This window comes from Arthrobacter sp. 05T47 (assembly GCF_056395825.1).
The window spans coordinates 82,551-101,326 of record NZ_JBFTKG010000006.1 but is presented as its reverse complement, the minus strand read 5'-3'; the positions used below and the strand labels follow the sequence as shown (position 1 = coordinate 101,326).

14 protein-coding genes and 1 tRNA gene are annotated in these 18,776 nt (G+C 67.3%); 8 read left to right on the top strand and 7 right to left on the bottom strand.

Translation table 11 applies throughout. From position 1 onward, the window contains the following. Positions 1–284: 284 nt before the first annotated feature. From AC1DEY_RS07335 to AC1DEY_RS07325, 3 genes are read left to right on the top strand one after another with little or no spacing between them, the layout of a single operon-like run. Positions 285–1,649, top strand: coding sequence for an MFS transporter (locus AC1DEY_RS07335; RefSeq protein WP_476867378.1), 1,365 nt, complete (start codon positions 285–287; stop codon positions 1,647–1,649). A 60-nt stretch (positions 1,650–1,709) separates the two neighbouring features. Beyond that, complete coding sequence (locus tag AC1DEY_RS07330; RefSeq protein ID WP_476867377.1) at positions 1,710–2,756, top strand: hypothetical protein; 1,047 nt, start codon at positions 1,710–1,712, stop codon at positions 2,754–2,756. Between the two features lie 36 nt (positions 2,757–2,792). After that, a complete protein-coding gene (locus AC1DEY_RS07325) occupies positions 2,793–3,023 on the top strand; it encodes a hypothetical protein (protein WP_476867376.1) in 231 nt (76 codons plus the stop codon). 232 nt (positions 3,024–3,255) lie between these two features. Here AC1DEY_RS07325 and AC1DEY_RS07320 read toward each other — a convergent pair whose 3' ends face one another. The 7 genes from AC1DEY_RS07320 to AC1DEY_RS07290 all read right to left on the bottom strand — a co-directional run bounded on the left by AC1DEY_RS07320 (position 3,256) and on the right by AC1DEY_RS07290 (position 10,028). Continuing rightward, positions 3,256–4,101, bottom strand: coding sequence for an aldo/keto reductase (locus tag AC1DEY_RS07320; protein WP_476867375.1), 846 nt, complete (start codon positions 4,099–4,101; stop codon positions 3,256–3,258). A 165-nt stretch (positions 4,102–4,266) separates the two neighbouring features. Continuing rightward, complete coding sequence (locus AC1DEY_RS07315) at positions 4,267–4,734, bottom strand: hypothetical protein (RefSeq protein ID WP_476867374.1); 468 nt, start codon at positions 4,732–4,734, stop codon at positions 4,267–4,269. Positions 4,735–4,741: 7 nt separating this feature from the next. Then, entirely contained in the window at positions 4,742–5,422 is a 681-nt protein-coding gene (locus tag AC1DEY_RS07310; RefSeq protein WP_476867373.1) for a bacterial proteasome activator family protein, read from the bottom strand. A gap of 230 nt (positions 5,423–5,652) precedes the next feature. Beyond that, positions 5,653–5,844 (bottom strand): YbdD/YjiX family protein, encoded by a 192-nt coding sequence (locus AC1DEY_RS07305; RefSeq protein ID WP_476867372.1) that lies wholly within the window; start codon positions 5,842–5,844, stop codon positions 5,653–5,655. A gap of 13 nt (positions 5,845–5,857) precedes the next feature. Next, a complete protein-coding gene (locus AC1DEY_RS07300; protein WP_476867371.1) occupies positions 5,858–8,197 on the bottom strand; it encodes a carbon starvation CstA family protein in 2,340 nt (779 codons plus the stop codon). 133 nt (positions 8,198–8,330) lie between these two features. Next, positions 8,331–8,867, bottom strand: coding sequence for a PadR family transcriptional regulator (locus tag AC1DEY_RS07295; protein WP_476867370.1), 537 nt, complete (start codon positions 8,865–8,867; stop codon positions 8,331–8,333). Positions 8,868–9,044: 177 nt separating this feature from the next. Continuing rightward, positions 9,045–10,028, bottom strand: coding sequence for an NAD(P)H-quinone oxidoreductase (locus AC1DEY_RS07290; protein ID WP_476867369.1), 984 nt, complete (start codon positions 10,026–10,028; stop codon positions 9,045–9,047). 153 nt (positions 10,029–10,181) lie between these two features. Here AC1DEY_RS07290 and AC1DEY_RS07285 point away from each other — a divergent pair. The 5 genes from AC1DEY_RS07285 (at position 10,182) to AC1DEY_RS07265 (ending at position 18,674) form a co-directional block, all read left to right on the top strand. Beyond that, positions 10,182–10,269 (top strand) — tRNA-Ser (locus AC1DEY_RS07285). A gap of 215 nt (positions 10,270–10,484) precedes the next feature. Then, positions 10,485–11,813, top strand: coding sequence for a hypothetical protein (locus tag AC1DEY_RS07280; protein ID WP_476867368.1), 1,329 nt, complete (start codon positions 10,485–10,487; stop codon positions 11,811–11,813). A gap of 69 nt (positions 11,814–11,882) precedes the next feature. Next, a complete protein-coding gene (locus AC1DEY_RS07275) occupies positions 11,883–12,710 on the top strand; it encodes a glycosyl hydrolase (protein ID WP_476867367.1) in 828 nt (275 codons plus the stop codon). A gap of 219 nt (positions 12,711–12,929) precedes the next feature. Further along, positions 12,930–13,733: a VOC family protein gene (locus AC1DEY_RS07270; RefSeq protein WP_476867366.1), complete on the top strand. Its 804-nt coding sequence runs from the start codon at positions 12,930–12,932 to the stop codon at positions 13,731–13,733. A gap of 372 nt (positions 13,734–14,105) precedes the next feature. Next, positions 14,106–18,674, top strand: a complete 4,569-nt coding sequence (locus tag AC1DEY_RS07265; protein ID WP_476867365.1) for an ExeM/NucH family extracellular endonuclease — start codon at positions 14,106–14,108, stop codon at positions 18,672–18,674. Positions 18,675–18,776: the final 102 nt, after the last annotated feature.

Below are 18,776 nucleotides of genomic sequence, written 5' to 3'. Positions count from 1 at the left end.
ATCAGGGCCGTCCGGTCTGAGCCGGAAAGTGCCTTCGGGCGCCCCCTTGACGGTTCCGTGGGGGCGCACAGAATTGCTACTGCGGTGAGCTCATGATTGTGAAGCCTTTCAATCCGTCATTGTGGGTCCCCCCGGCCCGCACAATGCGGATCGGCTCTCAAAAAGTACCAAGCCGTGGGCAAGAAAGAACCACTTTGGTCAATATTTCCTTCGGCGCCTCGACGCGGCCACAGTGGCCTGACCTGCGTATTGTCTTTTTCCAGGCCGTCCGCCAGCCTTAGTGAATGGAATGGCCCGGGCGCAGGCTGCCGGCCCGCCAGCAGGAATTCCCGCCGCCGCGGTCCGGAGGCCACCCCGACAATGGCCGGCACCGGCTGTGGGGCCCGGTTATCGGTTTCGGCCTGGTCAGCCTCGCCACGGACATGGTGTCCGACGGCGCCCGCCCGCTGGGAGGTCCCCTGCTCGCCCAGCTCGGCGCGTCCGCGCTATTCGTCGGTCTCGTGACCGGAGCCGCGGAGGCCGCGTCCCAGGGACTCCGGGTGGTGTTCGGTCCGTGGGCGGACCATACGGGCAAGTACTGGACGTTCACGATGGCCGGGTATGCCCTCACGGCGGTGTGCGTCCCGCTGCTGGCGTTGACGCCATTTGCCGGGAGCGCCGGGCTGGCCCTGGCGGCGGCGCTCATCATCGGGGACAGGGTTGGCAAAGCCGTCCGCAGCCCGGCGAAAACCGTACTGCTCGCTGCCGCCGTCCAGCCGGTTGGCCGGGGCCGCGGCTTCGCCGTCCACAAATCCCTCGATTTGGCCGGGGCTCTCCTGGGCCCGTTGCTCGTTTCGGCGGTCCTGGTTGCCACCGGCTCGCTTCCGGCGGCCTTTGCGGTGCTCGTCGTTCCGGCGGTGGCAGCGCTGGCGATTCTCTTTTGGTTGCGTCGCCGCGTCCAGGAACCCGGTGGCGACACGCCAATTCCCGACGCCGACCCCGCYGGCTTCCCGGGCCCGGACGCCGCGCGGCGCGGTTCGGACCCAGATTCGGCGCCGAACCACGGGAGAGCCGCCGGCCGGCCGGCGTCGGCGTTCTCCGGCATCTTCATCTTGTTTGCCGCGGCCGCATTCTTGTGGAGCGCCGGGCTGGTGGCCTTCGGCGTCATCTCCTACCATTTGACGGCCGCCATGGCCGTGCCCGTCGCGGTGGTCCCGCTGCTGTACGCCGGCGCCATGGGGGCGGCCGCTGTCGGGGCCCTCTCCAGTGGCGTCATCTACGATCGCGCCGGAGCGGCCGTGCTCCTGGCTCTGCCCGTGCTGATTGCGGGGGTGCCCGTTCTGGCCCTGGGGTCGAGCGCCGGGCTCGTTCTGGCTGGCGTCCTGGTCTGGGGCGCCGCCATGGGCATCCAGGACTCCACGGTCAAGGCGCTGGTGGCCGATCTGGTGCCCCAGCCCCGGCAGGGCACGGCGTATGGAGTATTCGCGGTGTTCGAGGGAGCGGGTGCGTTGGTCGGCGGGGCCCTGTACGGGGCGCTCTACAGCGCGCGGCCGGCGCTCATCATTACCGTCGCCGCACTCCAGGCGGCGGCCCTGGTCCTGCTGCTCGTAACGCTGCACCGGACCCGGCACCTGTCACCGGCTCACGGGCTCGGCGAGGGGCGGACCTAGCGCGCCCGAACGGGGCCGCGGTGGGCGTTCGTCGCAGGGCCGGACTCCTATGATGCTTGCATGGGAACGCGGGAACTCGAGGGCATTGCCGGGCCGCTGTACGCATTGCCGTATGGCGAGTTCGTGGCGGCAAGAACGGCCGCGGCCAAAGACGTCAGCGTCTCTGGCCTCACCGCGGCCGGGCAGCGCGCTCTGGCGGCCGAAGTCCGGGCCTTGCCCAAACCCTCGGTGGCGGCGTGGGCGGTGAACATGCTGGCGGTGCACACCCCCGGAACCCTGCAGGAGGTGGCTGGGCTTGGGACCTCGATGCAGGCCGCCCAGGCCGCCCTGGATGCAGCGGCACTCCGTATCCTCGCCCAGCAGCGGCGCGAGCTTCTCGCCGCCGCGGTAAAGACGGCACACGCCCTGGCCGCCCAGCAGGGACGCGCCATCAGTGCCGCCGTGGCGACGGAAGTGGAGCAGACCCTGCGTGCCGCCACGGCCGACCCCGGCGCCGCAGCTGCCGTGCAGAGCGGCTGTCTGCTCCGGGCACTCTCGGCTGACGGGGTCGACGTCGTCGATCTCGCCGGCGCCGTGGCTGTCCCCGGAAGCCACGCGGCCGCGGTAACTCGCGCTGGAACTGGCCCTGGAACTGACGCTGGAACAGCGAGAAAACCCGACGACGGCGGGACGGCCGGCCGCAGCGGGGCCGAGCCGCCGGCCCGGGCAGGACATCCCGGCGAGGCTGCTGGTGGAAAGTCACCGGAACAGCCCCGCCTCCGGGCGGTCGGGAAAGAAAGGGTGACGCCCACGCCGTCGGCGGTGGAACGGGCGCGTGCCGGCCTGGAAGCGGCCGAGGAGGCCGCAGCAGAGGCCGACGACGACGCACGCCGCGYGGCGGCGGAACTGGCGGACGCGGGGGCGGAGTCCGCCCGGCTGGCCGATGAGGTGCGCGAACTCAGGCGGCGCCTGGACGCGGCGGAAGCCGGGCTCAAGGGAGCGCGGAAGCGTCACGAGCTGGCGGCCGCCATGGCGCAGCAGGCGGCACGGGCAGCGGACCGGCAACGCCGCAAGGAGGTTCTGGCACGGGAACGGGTGCTGCGGCTCGGCAACACGCCGGAGGCGTGAAGCATTACTGTCGGAGGTCGGTTGCACACTGGAAATATGGAGAACAACCAGAATTTCCAGAGTTTCGAACCGGACTTCAACGGCCCGCAGGATGGCGGACTGTACTTCACGGTCACCTACCTGGACACCGACTGCGGCCGGATCCGCACCGAGAGCTTCGATGAGGCCGCCGCCGCAGACCGCTTCGCCAGCCGGTGCGTAGTCGGCGAAGACGGCTGGGCCGTCGTCGATGCAATCCCGGCAAAAGAGCGCCGGGCCGCCGCCTGACTCCCTGAACAGCGTCCGGGCGCCTGTTGCGAGGCGGCGTCCGACAGACGCCTCTCTGGGCGTCATGGTCGCCGCGTATGGGGATGGGCCGGACGCACACAGGGCCTCCACCCCGTGCGGGGGTGAAGGCCCTGTGCGAACGCCGGCTGGCTCAGCCGGCCGCTGCCGGTGACGCCGAACTGGTCATGAAGGCGGCAATGGAACCGCGCTGCCGGCGTCTTGGAATTGTTGCCTAGGCGAAGTCAGAGACGGCCGGGTCCGGGCCGATCCGTCCGGCATCCTCGGCCGAACGGTCCAGGCCGTTGATGGCCTGGATGTCGGTCTCGTCCAGGGTCACGTCCAGGGCCGCGTAGTTTTCGCGGATCCGGGACTCGGTCACCGACTTCGGGATGACCACGTTGCCGATGGCCAGGTGCCAGGCGATGACAACCTGGGCCGGAGTGACACCGTGCTTGCTGGCAATCTGGGAAATGACCGGGCTCTCGAGGAGCTCGCCGCCCTGGCCCAGCGGCGACCAGGCCTGGGTGAGGATGCCCTTGGAAGCGTTGAATTCGCGCAGTTCAGCCTGGCTGAAGAACGGGTGCAGCTCAATCTGGTTGATGGCCGGAACCACGCCGGTCTCATCGATCAGGCGCTGCAGACCCTCCTTGGTGAAGTTGGAGACGCCAATGGTCTTGACCCGGCCCTGCTTTTGGAGCTCGATGAGGGCCTTCCAGGTGTCAACGTACTTGTCCTGCTTGGGCTGCATCCAGTGGATCAGGTACAGGTCCAGGGTCTCCAGGCCCAGGCGCTCCATGGATTCTTCGAACGCCTTCAGGGTGGATTCGTAGCCCTGGTCCGCGTTCCACAGCTTGGTGGTGATGAAAATTTCCTCGGGCTTGAGGCCGGAGCGCTCAATGGCGCGGCCCACGCCTGCTTCGTTGCCGTAGATCTTTGCCGTGTCGATGTGGCGGAAGCCAGCCTCAAACGCCTGGACAACCACCTTTTCGGCCACGTCGTCTTCAACCTGCCACACCCCATATCCGAGCTGGGGGATGGTGTTGCCGTCATTGAAAGTCAGTTCCGGTGAAAAAGTCATATAAGTATCCTGCCAACTTCGGCGCCGTCCGGCCAGCGTCCGGGCGAAGCTAAGCTAGGCGCGTAACCGGGAATACCGGGAAGTATCTGGAATGCAGCGCCAACGCCGCCGGCGCCTGCAATGCCGGAGCAGCCATCACCGGCGCGGTGATGTGCGGACCGCCGCTCAGGTTGGTGTCGGACCGCCGCCGGCAGCCTCCGCAAGCCGCCGCTCGGCGTCGTGGACCTGCTCTACAACGGCCTCAGCGCGCCGCCGCACGGAGGCGGCACCGGCCGGGACGGGCCCAACAGCGAGGCGGAGCATCGCGGCCGCCTCGGCGGTCATGGCGAGGGAATTGCCTGCCGTCGACAGGGCACGGTGGACACCTGCCAGCGGGCCAGGGATGTCCAATCCGTTGCTGGGAAAGCGCCGCTGGGCCTCCGCGCAGACCTGCCGGACGCGGGGCGCGAGCGCCGAGAGCTCGTTGGCGATGTCGACGAGCTCTCCGTAAGGCTCCTCGTCCTCGAACCCCTCGAGGACCTGGTGGTAGCGGTCGAGTCCGCGGTTGAACCGGTCATGGGCGCGCCGCCAAAGCCCTTTGCCAAGTTCGACGTCGTCCCTGCGGCCTTGCCGCGCTGCGCTGAAGAAGCCCAAGGTGGCGCTAGAGGTACTGGCCGGGACCGTGGTCCGGGTCGACGGGTTCGGGGGGCTGCGAGGGATCCGCGCCACGACGGGGCGCTGCGGCGCGGACCGGTTCGCCGTTCTCGCCGATGATGACGCCCGGGGCGATCACGGTTCCGGGCGGCAGCTGGCGCAGCTGCATCTGGGCGTACGTATGCTCCCTGGCGGCGTGCTGCGCCGCGATGGCCGTCTGGATTCCATGGAAGAGCCCCTCGAGCCAGCCGACCAGCTGGGCCTGGGCTATCCGGAGTTCCGCGTCGGAGGGGGTGGCATTTTCCGGAAAGGGAAGGGTGATCCGTTCGAGCTCCTCGACGAGCTCCGGGGCGAGGCCATCCTCGAGTTCCTTGATGGAACGCTCGTGGATTTCAGCCAACCGGCCCCTGGCCGCGTCGTCCAGCGGGGCGGACTTCACTTCGTCCAGCAACTGCTTGACCATCGTGCCGATCCGCATGACCTTCGCGGGTTGGTCCACCAGATCCTGCAGTTCGCTCCCCCGGGGCGGCCTGGGCACCGGCCCGGATCCGCCGGCGCGGGCGGCCGGCGCCGCGGATGAAGCCAGGGGCGCTCCGGTCAGCGGCCGTCCGTCGTTCACGGGCGTGCCTTCGACGGGCACGTCGTCGGCAGTTTGGGCGCCGGGCTGAGTGTCATGCTGATCGCTCATGGCTTCATACTCTCACGCGTCAGGCGGCGCGGTGCCGGCGTCCGCTGGAAGCGGAGGGCGCCGTCGGACACGTTTGTATCCGACGGCTCCGCTCCCCCGGACCCGGGCGGGTGTCCGGTTTTTTCGCAGGTCAGGCGGCGCGACGCGCTCACCACAGTCCGCCCGGCGTCAGCCATCGAGTGACCGTAAGGCAGCGGCGCCGGCCCGGCAGCACCGCTCAGCAACACCGCTCAGCAGCACCGCCCTTGCGGGTGGGTGTCCTGGCGGTCAGTCCGGTCACGCCAGAACTCCCGCTCGGTCAGGGGCGGGCTGGTGTGGCCGGAGGCCTCGTGGTGCTGCAGGTATTTCTTGTAGGCATCGGCGCCGAGGACTCCGCTGAGGTACCCGGCAAATCCGCGGAACCCGGCGAGTACCGCGTTCATGTCCGGCTCCGCATCAGTGGTGTCCGGACTTTTCGAGCCGTTCGCCGGCCGGGAGCCTGTTCCACTCGGTCACGAGTTCGCGTTCCGCTGCTGTGGGAACAAACCCTGCCGGGGCGAAGACGCGGGAGGCCCGGGCGGGGTCTTCGTGCTCGGCGTTGGGGAGCCCTGCGGCGGTGTTCCGCAGGGCCTTGATGGTCGCCATGACCGCTGTGATGATGACGATGATGCTCAGCACAACGAAGATGATGGACAGCCACCCCTGGATCATGGTGTTGCGGACCACGGCCTCCATGGCGGCCTGTGTCTTGGCCGTTCCGAAGGAGGTCTTGCCGTCCGCCAGTGCCTTGGCGAAGGCTGCGTTGTTGGCGAAGTAGCCCACCGCCGGAACGGGCGAGAAGATCTTGTAGAAGCTCGCCGTGATGGTCACGACGGCGGCGAACGCCAGGGGCACGGCCGCGATCCACAGGTACTTCCGGGCGGTGCGCTTGGCGGCAATGGCCAGGCAGACCGAGAGGGCGATGGCCGCGAGCAGCTGGTTGGCGATGCCGAACAGCGGGAACAGCGTGTTGATGCCGCCCAGTGGGTCGGTGACGCCCATGATCAGGACCGCGCCCCAGGCCGCCACCATGACGGCGGTGCAGAGCCAGGCACCCGGACGCCAGGAGTGTTCCTTGAACTTCGGGACGAAGTTGCCGATCGAGTCCTGCAGCATGAAGCGGGCAACCCGGGTGCCGGCGTCGACGGCTGTGAGGATGAAGAGAGCCTCGAACATGATGGCGAAGTGGTACCAGAAGGCCATCATCGCGGTGCCGCCGATGAACTGCTGCATGATGTGGGCCAGGCCGACGGCGAGCGTAGGCGCGCCGCCCGAGCGGGACACAATGCTTTGCTCCCCCACGTCCTTGGCCGTCTGCGCGAGATCCCCGGCGGTGATGTTGACCCCGGACAGGCCCAGGCCGTTGACCCATGCGGCCGCGGTCTCGACGGTCCCGCCGGTCAGCGCTACGGGGGCGTTCATGGCGAAGTAGATGCCGCGGTCRATSGAGATKGCSGCCACGAGSGCCATGATGGCSACGAAGGATTCCATSAGCATGCCGCCGTAGCCGATCAGGCGSGTCTGGCGTTCCTTCTCGATCAGYTTCGGCGTSGTGCCGGAGGCGATCAGGGCGTGGAACCCGGACAGGGCGCCGCACGCGATCGTGACGAACAGGAACGGGAACAGGGCGCCGGAGAAGACCGGACCGTTGTCGCGGCCGGCGAACTCGCTGAACGCCGGCACTGTGATCTCGGGGCGGACCACAATGATGGCCAGGGCCAGCATCACGATCACGCCGATCTTCATGAACGTGGAGAGGTAGTCGCGGGGGGCCAGCAGGAGCCAGACGGGGAGGATGGCCGCGATGAAGCCGTAGACGATGAGGCCCCACGCGATGGTGACCTTGTCCAGGTGGAAGAACGCGGCCCCCCATTCGGTCCCTGCCACAGCGCCGCCGCCGACGATGGCGGCCATGAGCAGGACGAAGCCGATGAGCGAGACCTCCATGACCTTGCCCGGCCTGATGTAGCGCAGGTACACGCCCATGAAGAGCGCGATCGGGATGGTCATGCCTACCGAGAAGACGCCCCAGGGGCTTTCGCCGAGGGCGTTGACCACCACCAGGGCCAGGATGGCGACGATGATCACCATGATGAGCAACGTCGCTATGAGGGCGGCGGTGCCGCCGATCACGCCGAGTTCCTCGCGGGCCATCTGGCCCAGGGAACGGCCGCCGCGGCGCATGGAGAAGAACAGGACGAGATAGTCCTGGACGGCGCCGGCAAGGACGACGCCGATGATGATCCAGATCGTGCCGGGCAGGTAGCCCATCTGAGCGGCGATGACCGGGCCAACGAGGGGTCCGGCGCCGGCGATGGCGGCGAAGTGGTGGCCGAACAGGACGTTGCGGTCCGTGCGGACGTAGTCCTTTCCGTCGGCCTTGTACTCGGCCGGGGTGGCGCGGCGGTCGTTGGGTTTGAGCAGGTAGCGCTCAATGACCTTGGAGTAGAAGCGGTAGCCGATCAGGTACGTGCAGACCGAGGCGAACACAAACCAGATGGCGTTGACGGTCTCGCCACGGACGATCGCCAGCATGAACCAGGCGACGCCGCCCAGCAGTGCGATGGCCGCCCACAGCCCGATCTTGGCGGGCGTCCAGGTGCGGTCCTCGGCCTCGCGGACCGACTCGTCCACCGAGGTTGGCGGGAGTGCCGGGTCCGGATCGATCCGGTCCTCGAGCTGCGCGGTGCCGAGAGTGGTGTTGTTCGTGGTGTTGTTGGTGCTGTCGCGTTGTGTGCCATCTGGCATTGTGCCCATGTCTCCTCCTTGAGAAACCCAGCCGGGCAGCCCACCGGTACAGAACTGCCCCACGCACCCTACCAATGCGGCCGCGAGCTGAAGGCGGGTCGTGCGCCAGGCGGCGGGGATGACGCGACGAGCGGTCGGCCGGTTACCTCTGGAGGTTGCTGAGCTGCATCATGCGGGCCTCGCAGAGGTCCAGCCAGCGCACTTCGGCCTCGGTCTGGAAGATGAGCGAGTCCAGCACCAGGAGCCTGGCGGTGTCGGCGGGGCGCTGGAGCGCGGCCGTGTCGCGGCGCGACTTGGTGTACTCCTGCAGCGCACGGACGGAGACGGCCCGCTGGGCCTGGATGATGGCGCCGACGTCGGTCCCGGGAATCGTGAGGCCGAGGGCGAGCTTGATGGCCAACTCATTCCGGGGCGGAATCGTGCGGGACACGGGGGCCGCGAACCAGTCGCTGACTTCAGCCTGGCCGGCCGGGGTGATGCTGTAGATGACGTGCCCGTCGCCGTCGCCACCGTCATTGCGGACCAGACCGTCGCGTTCCAGCCGGTCAAGGGTGGTGTAGACCTGCCCGATGTTCAGCGGCCAGGAGGACCCGGTGCGGTCCTCGAATTCGGTCCTGAGCTGATAGCCATAGCGCGGGCGGTCCTGCAGGAGGGCGAGGAGACTGTGGCGGATTGACATGGGATACTCCCGGAGGTCAGTAAACCACACAGCATACACGCGCCCCAAGACGCGTGTATACCGCGTATAGACCAAACCTACCGTGGTTGCCGCCCCTGCCGCAAAACAACGCATGCTCCGGACGGAATAAGTCGCCCGTGGCCTGCGGTTTAAGGCAGTTTTGGTGCCGGGCGGCGGCTACATGACCAGCAGGACCTTGCCCACGTGGTCACCGGAATCGAAGTAGGTGTGCGCGGCGGCGACCTGCTCCAGCGGGAAGGTCTTGGCCACGAGGGGCCTGATCCTGCCGTCGGTCAGCATCGGCCACACGGCGTCGCGGACAGCGTTCATGATCACGGTCTTTTCCTCCACCGGGCGCGGACGCAGCGCGGTGGCGATGATGGCGCCCCGTTTCCGCAGCAGCTGTCCCAGGTCCAGTTCCGCCCGGGCGCCGCCCTGCAGCCCAATGACCACAAGGCGCCCGTAGTCGGCGAGCGCATCGATGTTCTGCTCGAGGTACTTGGCCCCCACGACGTCGAGGATGACGTCCGCGCCTTTGCCGCCGTTCTGGGCGCGAAGGCTCGCCGGGAACTCTTCCTCCGTGTAGTTGATGGCGATGTCCGCACCGAGGAAGGCCCGGGCGGTGCCGACCTTCTCCGCATTGCCGGCGGTGGTGGCCACCCGGGCGCCGACGGCCTTGGCCAGCTGGATGGCCATGGTGCCGATGCCGCCCGTGGCCCCATGGATCAGGACCGTTTCGCCCGGCTGCAGCTGCGCCGTCATGATCAGGTTGGAATAGACGGTCGCCGCGACCTCGGGGAGCGATGCCGCTGTGACCAGGTCCACGCCGTCGGGGATGCGCAGAACCTGCCCCGCGGGCACGGACACCTGCTGGGCGTAGCCGCCGCCGGCGAGCAACGCCACCACCTTGTCCCCTACGGAGAACGCCTTGGTCACGCCAGGGCCGAAGCCGGCAATCCTGCCGGAGACTTCCAGCCCAGGGATCTCGGAGGCACCCGGGGGCGGCGGGTAGAACCCCCTGCGCTGCTGCACGTCCGCACGGTTGAGGCCCGCGGCCACGACGTCGATCAGCACCTCGCCGGGCCCGGCCACCGGGGCCTGGACCTCCCGGACTTCCAGGACCTCGGGTCCGCCGGGCTCTGAGATGTAGACAGCCTTCATGGAGTACTCCCGATTCCTAACTGGCTCCGCGCACGTTCGCCGCGGTCACCAGGTTCTATCAACACTCCCCAGAATATGGCGGGGAGTTGCACGCGGCCGTAATTGCAGCGTGTTTTTGTGGCAGCCGACCGCCTATGAAAGACTACTCGTTAGGGAAGGTTGTCCGAGCGGCCGATGGAGCTGGTCTTGAAAACCAGTGTGCGGTGACCCCGTACCAAGAGTTCGAATCTCTTACCTTCCGCGAGAGCGCCGAGTTTGCTTATGCAGAGTCTCCGGTTCAGAGGCCGGCTGAGGCAATCGAAAGATTGCGCCAGCCGGCCTCACTCGTCTCCGCAGCCTGCCCCTACGCCGAATTGTGACCGGCAGTCGCCTGTTTTCCGCAAGATCAGCGCATTCTTAACGCTCCCGTAGCATCCTGGCTCAAAAATGGCAAAGTGGTCCTGTACGATCAGCCTCGTGAAGAAGACCACCACCAGCATCACCAGCATCTTTGGCCTCAGCCTTGCACTCGCTTTTGGTGCCGCGGCGGTGGCTCCGGCGGCCAGTGCCGCCACGCAAACGATCACAACCAGTCCGGCACGCACGGCGGCCGCGCTCGCTGGCGCCCCGATGACTAAAGCCGCCTACAACGCAGCCTTCGCCATCCTGGCCGCTGACTACCAGGCCGCCGCGCAGCGCTTCGTGGATGACCAAGCCAGCGAATACGCCTTCCAACAGAACCTCCGGCCCAACCTGGACAAGGCCCTCGCCGCCCAGCGAGCCGACCTCGACGCCAAGGACGCGGCCTACGATGAGGCAATCGCCGCCCTCACCAAAGCGAACAGCACGAAGCGGCCCGCGCTCGACAAAGCCCTCGAAGCGGAAAAGGCCGCCTACGCCCAGAAGGCCGCAGCGAACACGAAAGCCCTGAACGACCTCGGCGCCGCCCAGGACAAGAAGCGCCCAGCCCTCGACGCCGCCATTGCTGCCGAACGAGCTGCCTTCGACATCAAGACCAAGGCCTACTCCAAGGCCATCGCGGCACTGACCGAAGCGAATAACCGCAAGAGGCCAGCCCTCGACCAGGCCATCGCCAACGAAAACGCCAACTACGCCAGCAAGAGGGCTGCCTACGACGCGGCTGTGTCGAAGGCCAAGGCGGCGCGCAGCGCCAAGCAAGTTGCCTACGCCAGGGATTACGCCGCGGCGACAACCATGGCCGCCAAGGATGCCCTGAGGGCGACGTACACGAAGGCTGTCGCCGCCTACGAAGCTGAACTCGCCGCCCTCAGGACGGCGTACGCCAAAGAAGCCCCCGCCAGAGACGCCCGCATCCAAGCCCTCCGGGACGGGTACACCAAATCTAAGGCAGACTACGAAGCGGCTAAGGCCCAACTGAAGGCAAAATACGACAGCGAGTTCCGGGCCAAGACCGACCGCATCGAAGCCCTCGGAGTCGGGTACACCCAGTCCAAGGTCGACTACGAGGCTGCCCGGGCCAGGATCAAAGCCGCCTACGCCAAGGAAGCCCCCGCCCGGGACGCGCGGATCGCAGCCCTCCGCGACGGGTACACCAAATCCCAGGCTGACTACACCATCAAGCGCGCCGAGCTTGCGGCCGCTCACGCCAAAGACGTCGCCGACTTCAAGGCCAGCACGGGAGCGCTCCGCACCAAATACGCCCAGACAAAAGCAGGCAACGAAACCCGACTCGCGGCCACCCGCACCAGGTTTGCCGCAGCAGGGGCTCGGTACACCACCGCCCTGGCCGAACTGCGCACAGGCTACCCGTCCTACAAAAACTAGCCCCCGAACCGGAACGGGCCCGCCACGCGGCGTGGCCCAGGCAAGGGCCAAGACCTGATGAAGGAACACATGGAACGCCGACAATTTCTCACCCTCCCGCTGGCCGCCCTGGCGGTCCCCGGCGCTATCGCTGCCGGTGCCGGGTCGGCTCAGGCTGCCACGCCTGCCCTGGCGCTGAAAGGCGCATCAAACGGCGGCAGTGACGCCGTGTCCTTCCGGCAGATCAAAGGCCTCAACGCCGACTGGTACTACACCTGGCAGTCCACCCGGACGTACACCGGCCTGCCCTTCGTCCCCATGATCAAAGACGCCCGGCGGCTCCTCGAACAAGACGCGCTCGGGTACGTGAACCGGGAGCTGGGCCAAACGAAAACCAAGAACCTCCTCGGTTTCAACGAACCCGACCACCCGCTGCAGGCCAACATGTCCGTCGATGAGGCTGTCCGGCTCTGGCCGCTGCTGCAGACCACCGGGCTACGACTGGGATCTCCGGCAACGGTCGGCCCAACGAGCCCCTGGCTGGATAGGTTCATGTTGCGGGTGAAACGGGAGAACCTGCGCGTCGATTTCATGACGATGCACTGCTATGCCTGGCCGAACTCGGACAGCTTCCTGCGGAAAGTCGCCGCGCTGCACGAGAAGTATGAGCGGCCGGTCTGGGTCACCGAATACGCGGTCTCGGACTGGAGGGCAACCAAGACGCGTCGCAGCGAATACACCCGCCCTCAGGTCGAAAAGTTCATGCGCGAAACCGTGGTGGGCATGCGCAAAATGCCATTCGTGGAACGGTTTGCCTGGAAGGTCCGCCCCATCGACGACCCCCAGATGGGCACCTCGGCAATGTTCAACCGGGACGGCTCGATGACATCAACGGGCAAGCTCTACGCATCGCTCTGACCGCGCCCGGCGCGGGGGCCCTCAACAGCCGGCTCCAAACGGTCCACGAAATCGGCCACAGACGGGTGGCCCCATTGAAAGTGTCGGTGCCCCGTCATAGTCTCTCTGTGTCTCCACCCCGTCTCCAACACCCCTTCTCCAATCACACGTCTCCATCAAACACAGAGTCCGGCGGCCGCGCCCTACATGGCGGGGCCGCCACAGAGAGCAGGAGCTCCCATGCCTACACCCGACCACTCCAACGGCGCACCGTGCTGGATCGACCTCATGACTTCCGATGCCGAGAAGGCCAAGTCGTTCTACGGTGCACTGTTTGGCTGGACGTACCAGACCGGCGATGAAGAGAAATACGGCGGCTACATCACGGCTTGGAAGGACGGCAAGTCCGTGGCCGGCCTGATGCAGAAGCAGGAGGATCAGGGCGCGTGGCCGGACATGTGGTCCACGTACCTGCGCTCAGAGGACGCCGCGGCCACCGTCAAGGCCGCGACGGAGCACGGCGGCCAGGTCTACATGCAACCCATGGATGTCCCGGAACAGGGCAGCATGGCCATGATCGCCGATGCCACTGGCGCGTCCGTCGGCGTGTGGCAGCCGGCCGAAATGAAGGGCTATGAGCTGGCGGCCGAGCCCGGCGCCCCGGCCTGGCACGAGCTCCACACCAAGGATTACGCCACCGCCGTCAAGTTCTATCAGGACGTTTTCGGCTGGGATACCGACGTCATGAGCGACACCCCGGAATTCCGCTACACCACGCTGGGTGCCGGGCCGGCCGCCAAGGCCGGGATCATGGACGCTTCGGCCTACCTCCCGGCCGAGGTCCCGTCCAACTGGCAGGTCTACTTCGCCGTTGAGGATGCCGACACCACGATCGAGAAGGCAGTGTCCCTCGGTGCAAAGGTGATCGACGGCCCTGACGACACTCCGTTCGGCAGGCTCGCCACGCTGGCCGACCCCACGGGCGCGATGTTCAAGATTGTGGCCGACACCGGCCAGGGAGCTCAGCCCGCCGCCGACGCATAACCGGCCAGGGCCGCAAGCCCTGCCCCGCTAATTCCAAAAATTGTTGTAGAAAATACCGGCCAGACCCTTCCACAAGGGCTACTGGCCGGTATTCTGCTGTGGAGCGTCCGGTGGAGGCACCCGGACACCGCTCACCCGCATCACCAGTCACCGTTGCCCGGGGCTCTCGAGCCGCTCCGGGATGGCTGCGGCACGTCTCGCTGGGGGACGTCCCGCCGAATGCACGTTTAATCCACACGTTGTTCATTCACCCCTGTTTGGATGGGCCCGGCGCGACTTGACCAGGAGTTCAGGCCGGCCACTGTCCGCTGAACCCGCGGACGCACTGCACCCTGCCCTTTACCCGGGGCACCCTAATGAGAGTTAGAGCGGATGAAACCAACACCCTGGATAACAGCACTGGGCACAGCCCTGTCGGCGGCGCTCATAGCGGCTCCGCTGGCGGCCGTGCCGGCCAATGCCACGGACGCCTCGCCGGCCGCAACCGGAACCTCGCCGGTGGTCATCAACGAGGCCTACATCAGCGGCGGAAGCTCCGGCGCGGCCTTTAAAAACAAGTTCGTCGAGCTCTACAACGGCTCTGACGCACCCGTCTCACTCGAGGGCTGGTCGCTTCAGTACCGCTCGGCCTCGGGTGCGGGGGCGCCGAGCTCCGTTGCAGCCCTGTCCGGCAGCATCCCCGCCAAGGGCTACTACCTGCTCAAGGGCGGCAGCAACGGCACGGCCGGCGCCGACCTTCCCGCCGCGGACGCCACCGCCACCGGCTTCAACCCGGCCGGTGCCGGCGGCACAATCGTGCTGGCCAAACAGGCCACCGCCCTCAACCCGCTGCCGACAGGCTCGGTCATCGAACAGGCCAACGTCGCGGACCTGCTCGGCTACGGCACGTCCAACACGTTCGAGGCCCAGGCCGCCGCCGCGCCGTCGGGCAACACCGACGTCAGGAGCCTGAACCGCACCAAGGGTGCGGACACCAACAACAACTCCGCCGACCTCACACTCAACGCGGCCATCACGCCGAAGACCGCCAACGGTGCCGCGGATCCCGGCCCCGTCGACCCGCCGGTCGACCCGCCGGTGGACCCCGGCACGCCTCCGGCCAGCAAGACCATCGCCGAAATCCAGGGCACCGGCGCCGCAAGCCCGCTGGCCGGATCATCGGTCACCACGCGCGGCAGGGTCACGGCGACGTTCCCCACCGGCGGCTTCGCCGGCTACTACATCCAGACTCCCGGCACGGGCGGCGACCTCACCCCGGCCAACCACGCGGCGTCGGACGCTGTGTTCGTCTACTCGCCGTCCACGGTCGGCTCCGTCAGGATCGGCGACTACGTCGAACTCACCGGCGCCGTCAGCGAATTCTTCGGCATGACCCAGCTGAACGTCGCTGCGGCCGCCGATCTGAAGAAGCTCACCGAGGCCGCGCCCGAGGTCAAGGCCACCGGCTTCGCCCTCCCCGCCGACGAGGCCTTCCGTGAGTCCCTCGAAGGCATGCTGCTCACCCCGCAGGGCCCGGTCACCGTGGCGGACAACTTCTCGCTGAACCAGTACGGCGAGATCGGCCTGGCCGGCGGCACCACCGCGCTGGAGCAGCCCACCGCCGTCGCACCGTTCGGTTCCGCCGAATACACCGCCACGGCAGCGGCGAACGCCGCCCGCGGCATCAAGCTCGACGACGGCGCCACCACGAACTTCCTCAAGGACTCCGCCACCAAAGCCCAGGTGCTCCCGTACCTGACCACGGCGGACCCCGTACGGGTCGGCTCCCCGGTGACGTTCAAAACGAACGTGGTGCTCAGCTACGCGAACAACGCCTGGAAGTTCCAGCCCCTGACCCAGCTGACCGCCGCCAACGCGGACACGGTGCAGCCGGCAAGCTTCGGCGCCACCCGCGCGGACGCCCCCATCGCCGTGGGCGGGAACCTCAAACTCGCCTCCTTCAACGTGCTCAACTACTTCCCAACCACCGGCGACCAGATTCCGGGCTGCACGTTCTACCCGGACCGGGACGGCAACTCCATCACCGTCAAGGGCGGCTGCGACGTCCGCGGCGCCGCGAACGCGGAAAACCTCAAGCGGCAGCAGGACAAGATCGTCGCCGCCATCTCCAAGTCCAGGGCCGACGTCGTCACACTGATGGAGGTCGAGAACTCGGCCCAGTTCGGCAAGACCCGGGACGACGCCCTCGCCAAGCTGGTGGATGCGCTGAACATCGCCACCCCCGGGATCTGGGACTACGTCCGCACGCCCGCCAACGCGCCCCCGCTGGCCGACGAGGACATGATCCGCACCGCGTTCATCTACAAAAAGGCCGCCGCCGAACCAGTCGGCGAATCCATCATCCACAACGACACGGTCGCCTTCGCCAGCGCCCGCAAGCCGATGGCCCAGGTCTTCAAGCCCGTGGGCGCCTCCGATGACAAGAAGTTCATCGCGATCGCCAACCACTTCAAGTCCAAGGGCTCCGCCGCCACGCCGGATGACACCGACAAGGGCCAGGGCGCCTCGAACCTGGCCCGCACCGCCCAGGCCAAGTCACTGCTGGCGTTCTCGGACGAACTGCAGAAGTCCAAGGGCACGGACAAGGTCTTCCTGATCGGCGACTTCAACTCCTACGCCAAGGAGGACCCGCTCAACGTCCTCACGGGCGCCGGGTACGTCAACCAGGATGAGAAGGCCAAAAACGCCGACGGATCCGCCAAGCATTCCTACCTCTTCGGCGGCCTTGTGGGCTCGCTGGACCACATCCTCGCCTCGCCGGCGGCCAACGCCGCTGTCACCGGCGCGGACATTTGGAACATCAACTCCGTGGAATCCGTGGCGCTGGAGTACAGCCGCTACAACAACAATGTCACCGACTACTACGCTGCGGACCAGTTCCGGGCGAGCGACCATGATCCGGTGGTGGTGGGCTTGAACTTGCCCGTTACTCCGGCCAGCGTGGAACTGAATTTCCTGGGCATCAACGACTTCCACGGCCGCATCGATTCCAACACCGTGTTCTTCGCGGGGACCATCGAGAAGCTGCGTGCGGCCGCGGCTCCGGGCGCCACGGCGTTTATTTCGGCCGGCGACAACATCGGCGCCTCACTGTTCGCCTCGGCCATGGCCAAGGATCAGCCGACCATCGACGTGCTGAACGCCTTGGAGCTGCGCACGTCCGCGGTGGGCAACCACGAGTTCGACGGCGGCTGGGCTGACCTGCGCGACCGCGTCACCGCGGGCGGGACTAACGCCAAATTCCCGTACCTGGGCGCCAACGTCTACACGAAGGGCACCACCACACCGGTCCTGCCCGAGTACACGGTCCTGGACATGAACGGTGTGAAGGTGGCCGTGATCGGCACCGTCACGCAGGAAGTGCCCTCCCTGGTCACGCCCTCGGGCATCGCGGACCTTGAGTTCGGTGACCCTGTCGACGCCATCAACCGGGTCGCGGCGAAGATAAAGGCGGACAAGCTCGCCGACGTCATCATTGTGGAGAACCACGACGGCGCCGGATCCGGCGCGCCCGACGGCGCCACGTTGGAGCAGGAGATCGCTGCCGGCGGCCCCTTCGCCAAGATGGTCCAGAAGGTCACCCCTGATGTTGCCGCGATCTTCAACGGCCACACGCACAAGCAGTACTCCTGGGACGCCCCGGTCCTGGATCCGGCAGGCCAGCCCACCGGGAAGACCCGCCCGATCGTCCAGACCGGAAACTACGGCGAGTTCATCGGCCAGATCCAGCTGACCATCGACACCAAGACGATGTCGGTGACCGGGTACAAGGCCGGCAACGTCCAGCGCACCACGAGTGCCGCGCAGCCCGCGGCCGATCTTGTGGCGCAGTACCCCCGGGTCGCGGCCGTCAAGACCATCGTGGACAAGGCCCTGGCCGACGCCGCCGTGGTCGGCAACCAGCCGGTCGGCAAGGTCACGGCGGACATCACGACGGCGTTCGCCGGCTCCCCGTCCGTGCGCGACGACCGGTCCAGCGAGTCCACCCTCGGTAACCTGGTGGCGGACTCCCTGGTGGATGCGCTGAAGGCGCCGGAGCTCGGCGCCGCCGAAATCGGCGTCGTCAATCCGGGCGGTCTGCGCAACGAGCTGTACTACGCACCGGACGGCACCATCACCTACGCCGAGGCCAACGCAGTGCTGCCGTTCGTGAACAATCTGTGGACCACGTCCCTCACGGGTGCGCAGTTCAAGACCCTGCTGGAGCAGCAGTGGCAGACCAACCCCGACGGCACGGTTCCCAGCCGTGCGTACCAGCAGCTGGGCCTGTCCAAGAACGTGAACTACACCTACGACGCCGCCCGCGCCGCCGGCGACCGGATCACCTCGATCCGGGTCAACGGTGCACTGATCGACCCGGCAAAGTCCTACCGGATCGGGACGTTCAACTTCCTGGCCACCGGTGGTGACAACTTCCGCATCTTCAAGGAAGGCGCCGGCACCAAGGACTCCGGGCTCGTGGACCGCGACGCGTGGATCAAGTACCTGCAGACCCACAACCCCGTCTCGCCCGACTTCGCCCGCCGCTCGGTAGCCGTTGTGAACACGACGGCGGCACAGGTCAAGGGCGGGGAATCCATGAACCTGGCCGTCTCGAAGCTGGACCTGACCTCGCTGGGCAGCCCGGCGAACGCCACCCTGCGCGCCGAGTTCACCGATGCCGCGGGTAAGGTCACGTCCCTCGGCACGGTTCCGGTGTCCGCCGGGGCCGCCACGGTGAGCGTGTTGGCTCCCGCCGGAGCCGCCGCCGGCACTGGCACGCTGGTGCTCACCGCCGTCGAATCCGGCACGGTAGTGAAGGCGGAGGTGAAGGTCGCGGCCAGCACGCCCGTCCCGCCGAAGTGCACCGCACCGGTCCCGCCGAAGAAGTGGTACGACGTCTTCGGTTGGATCAGGTACTCGATCGCGTGGATCCAGTACCAGAAGTGCCTCAAGGGCTGATGCCGTAGCCCGGACGCTCTAGTCCCCACCACTGGACATGCCCTCCCCTGGCCCGCAGCACTGGACATAAGCACCACCAGTCCACCGCCCGGCCCCACGGGA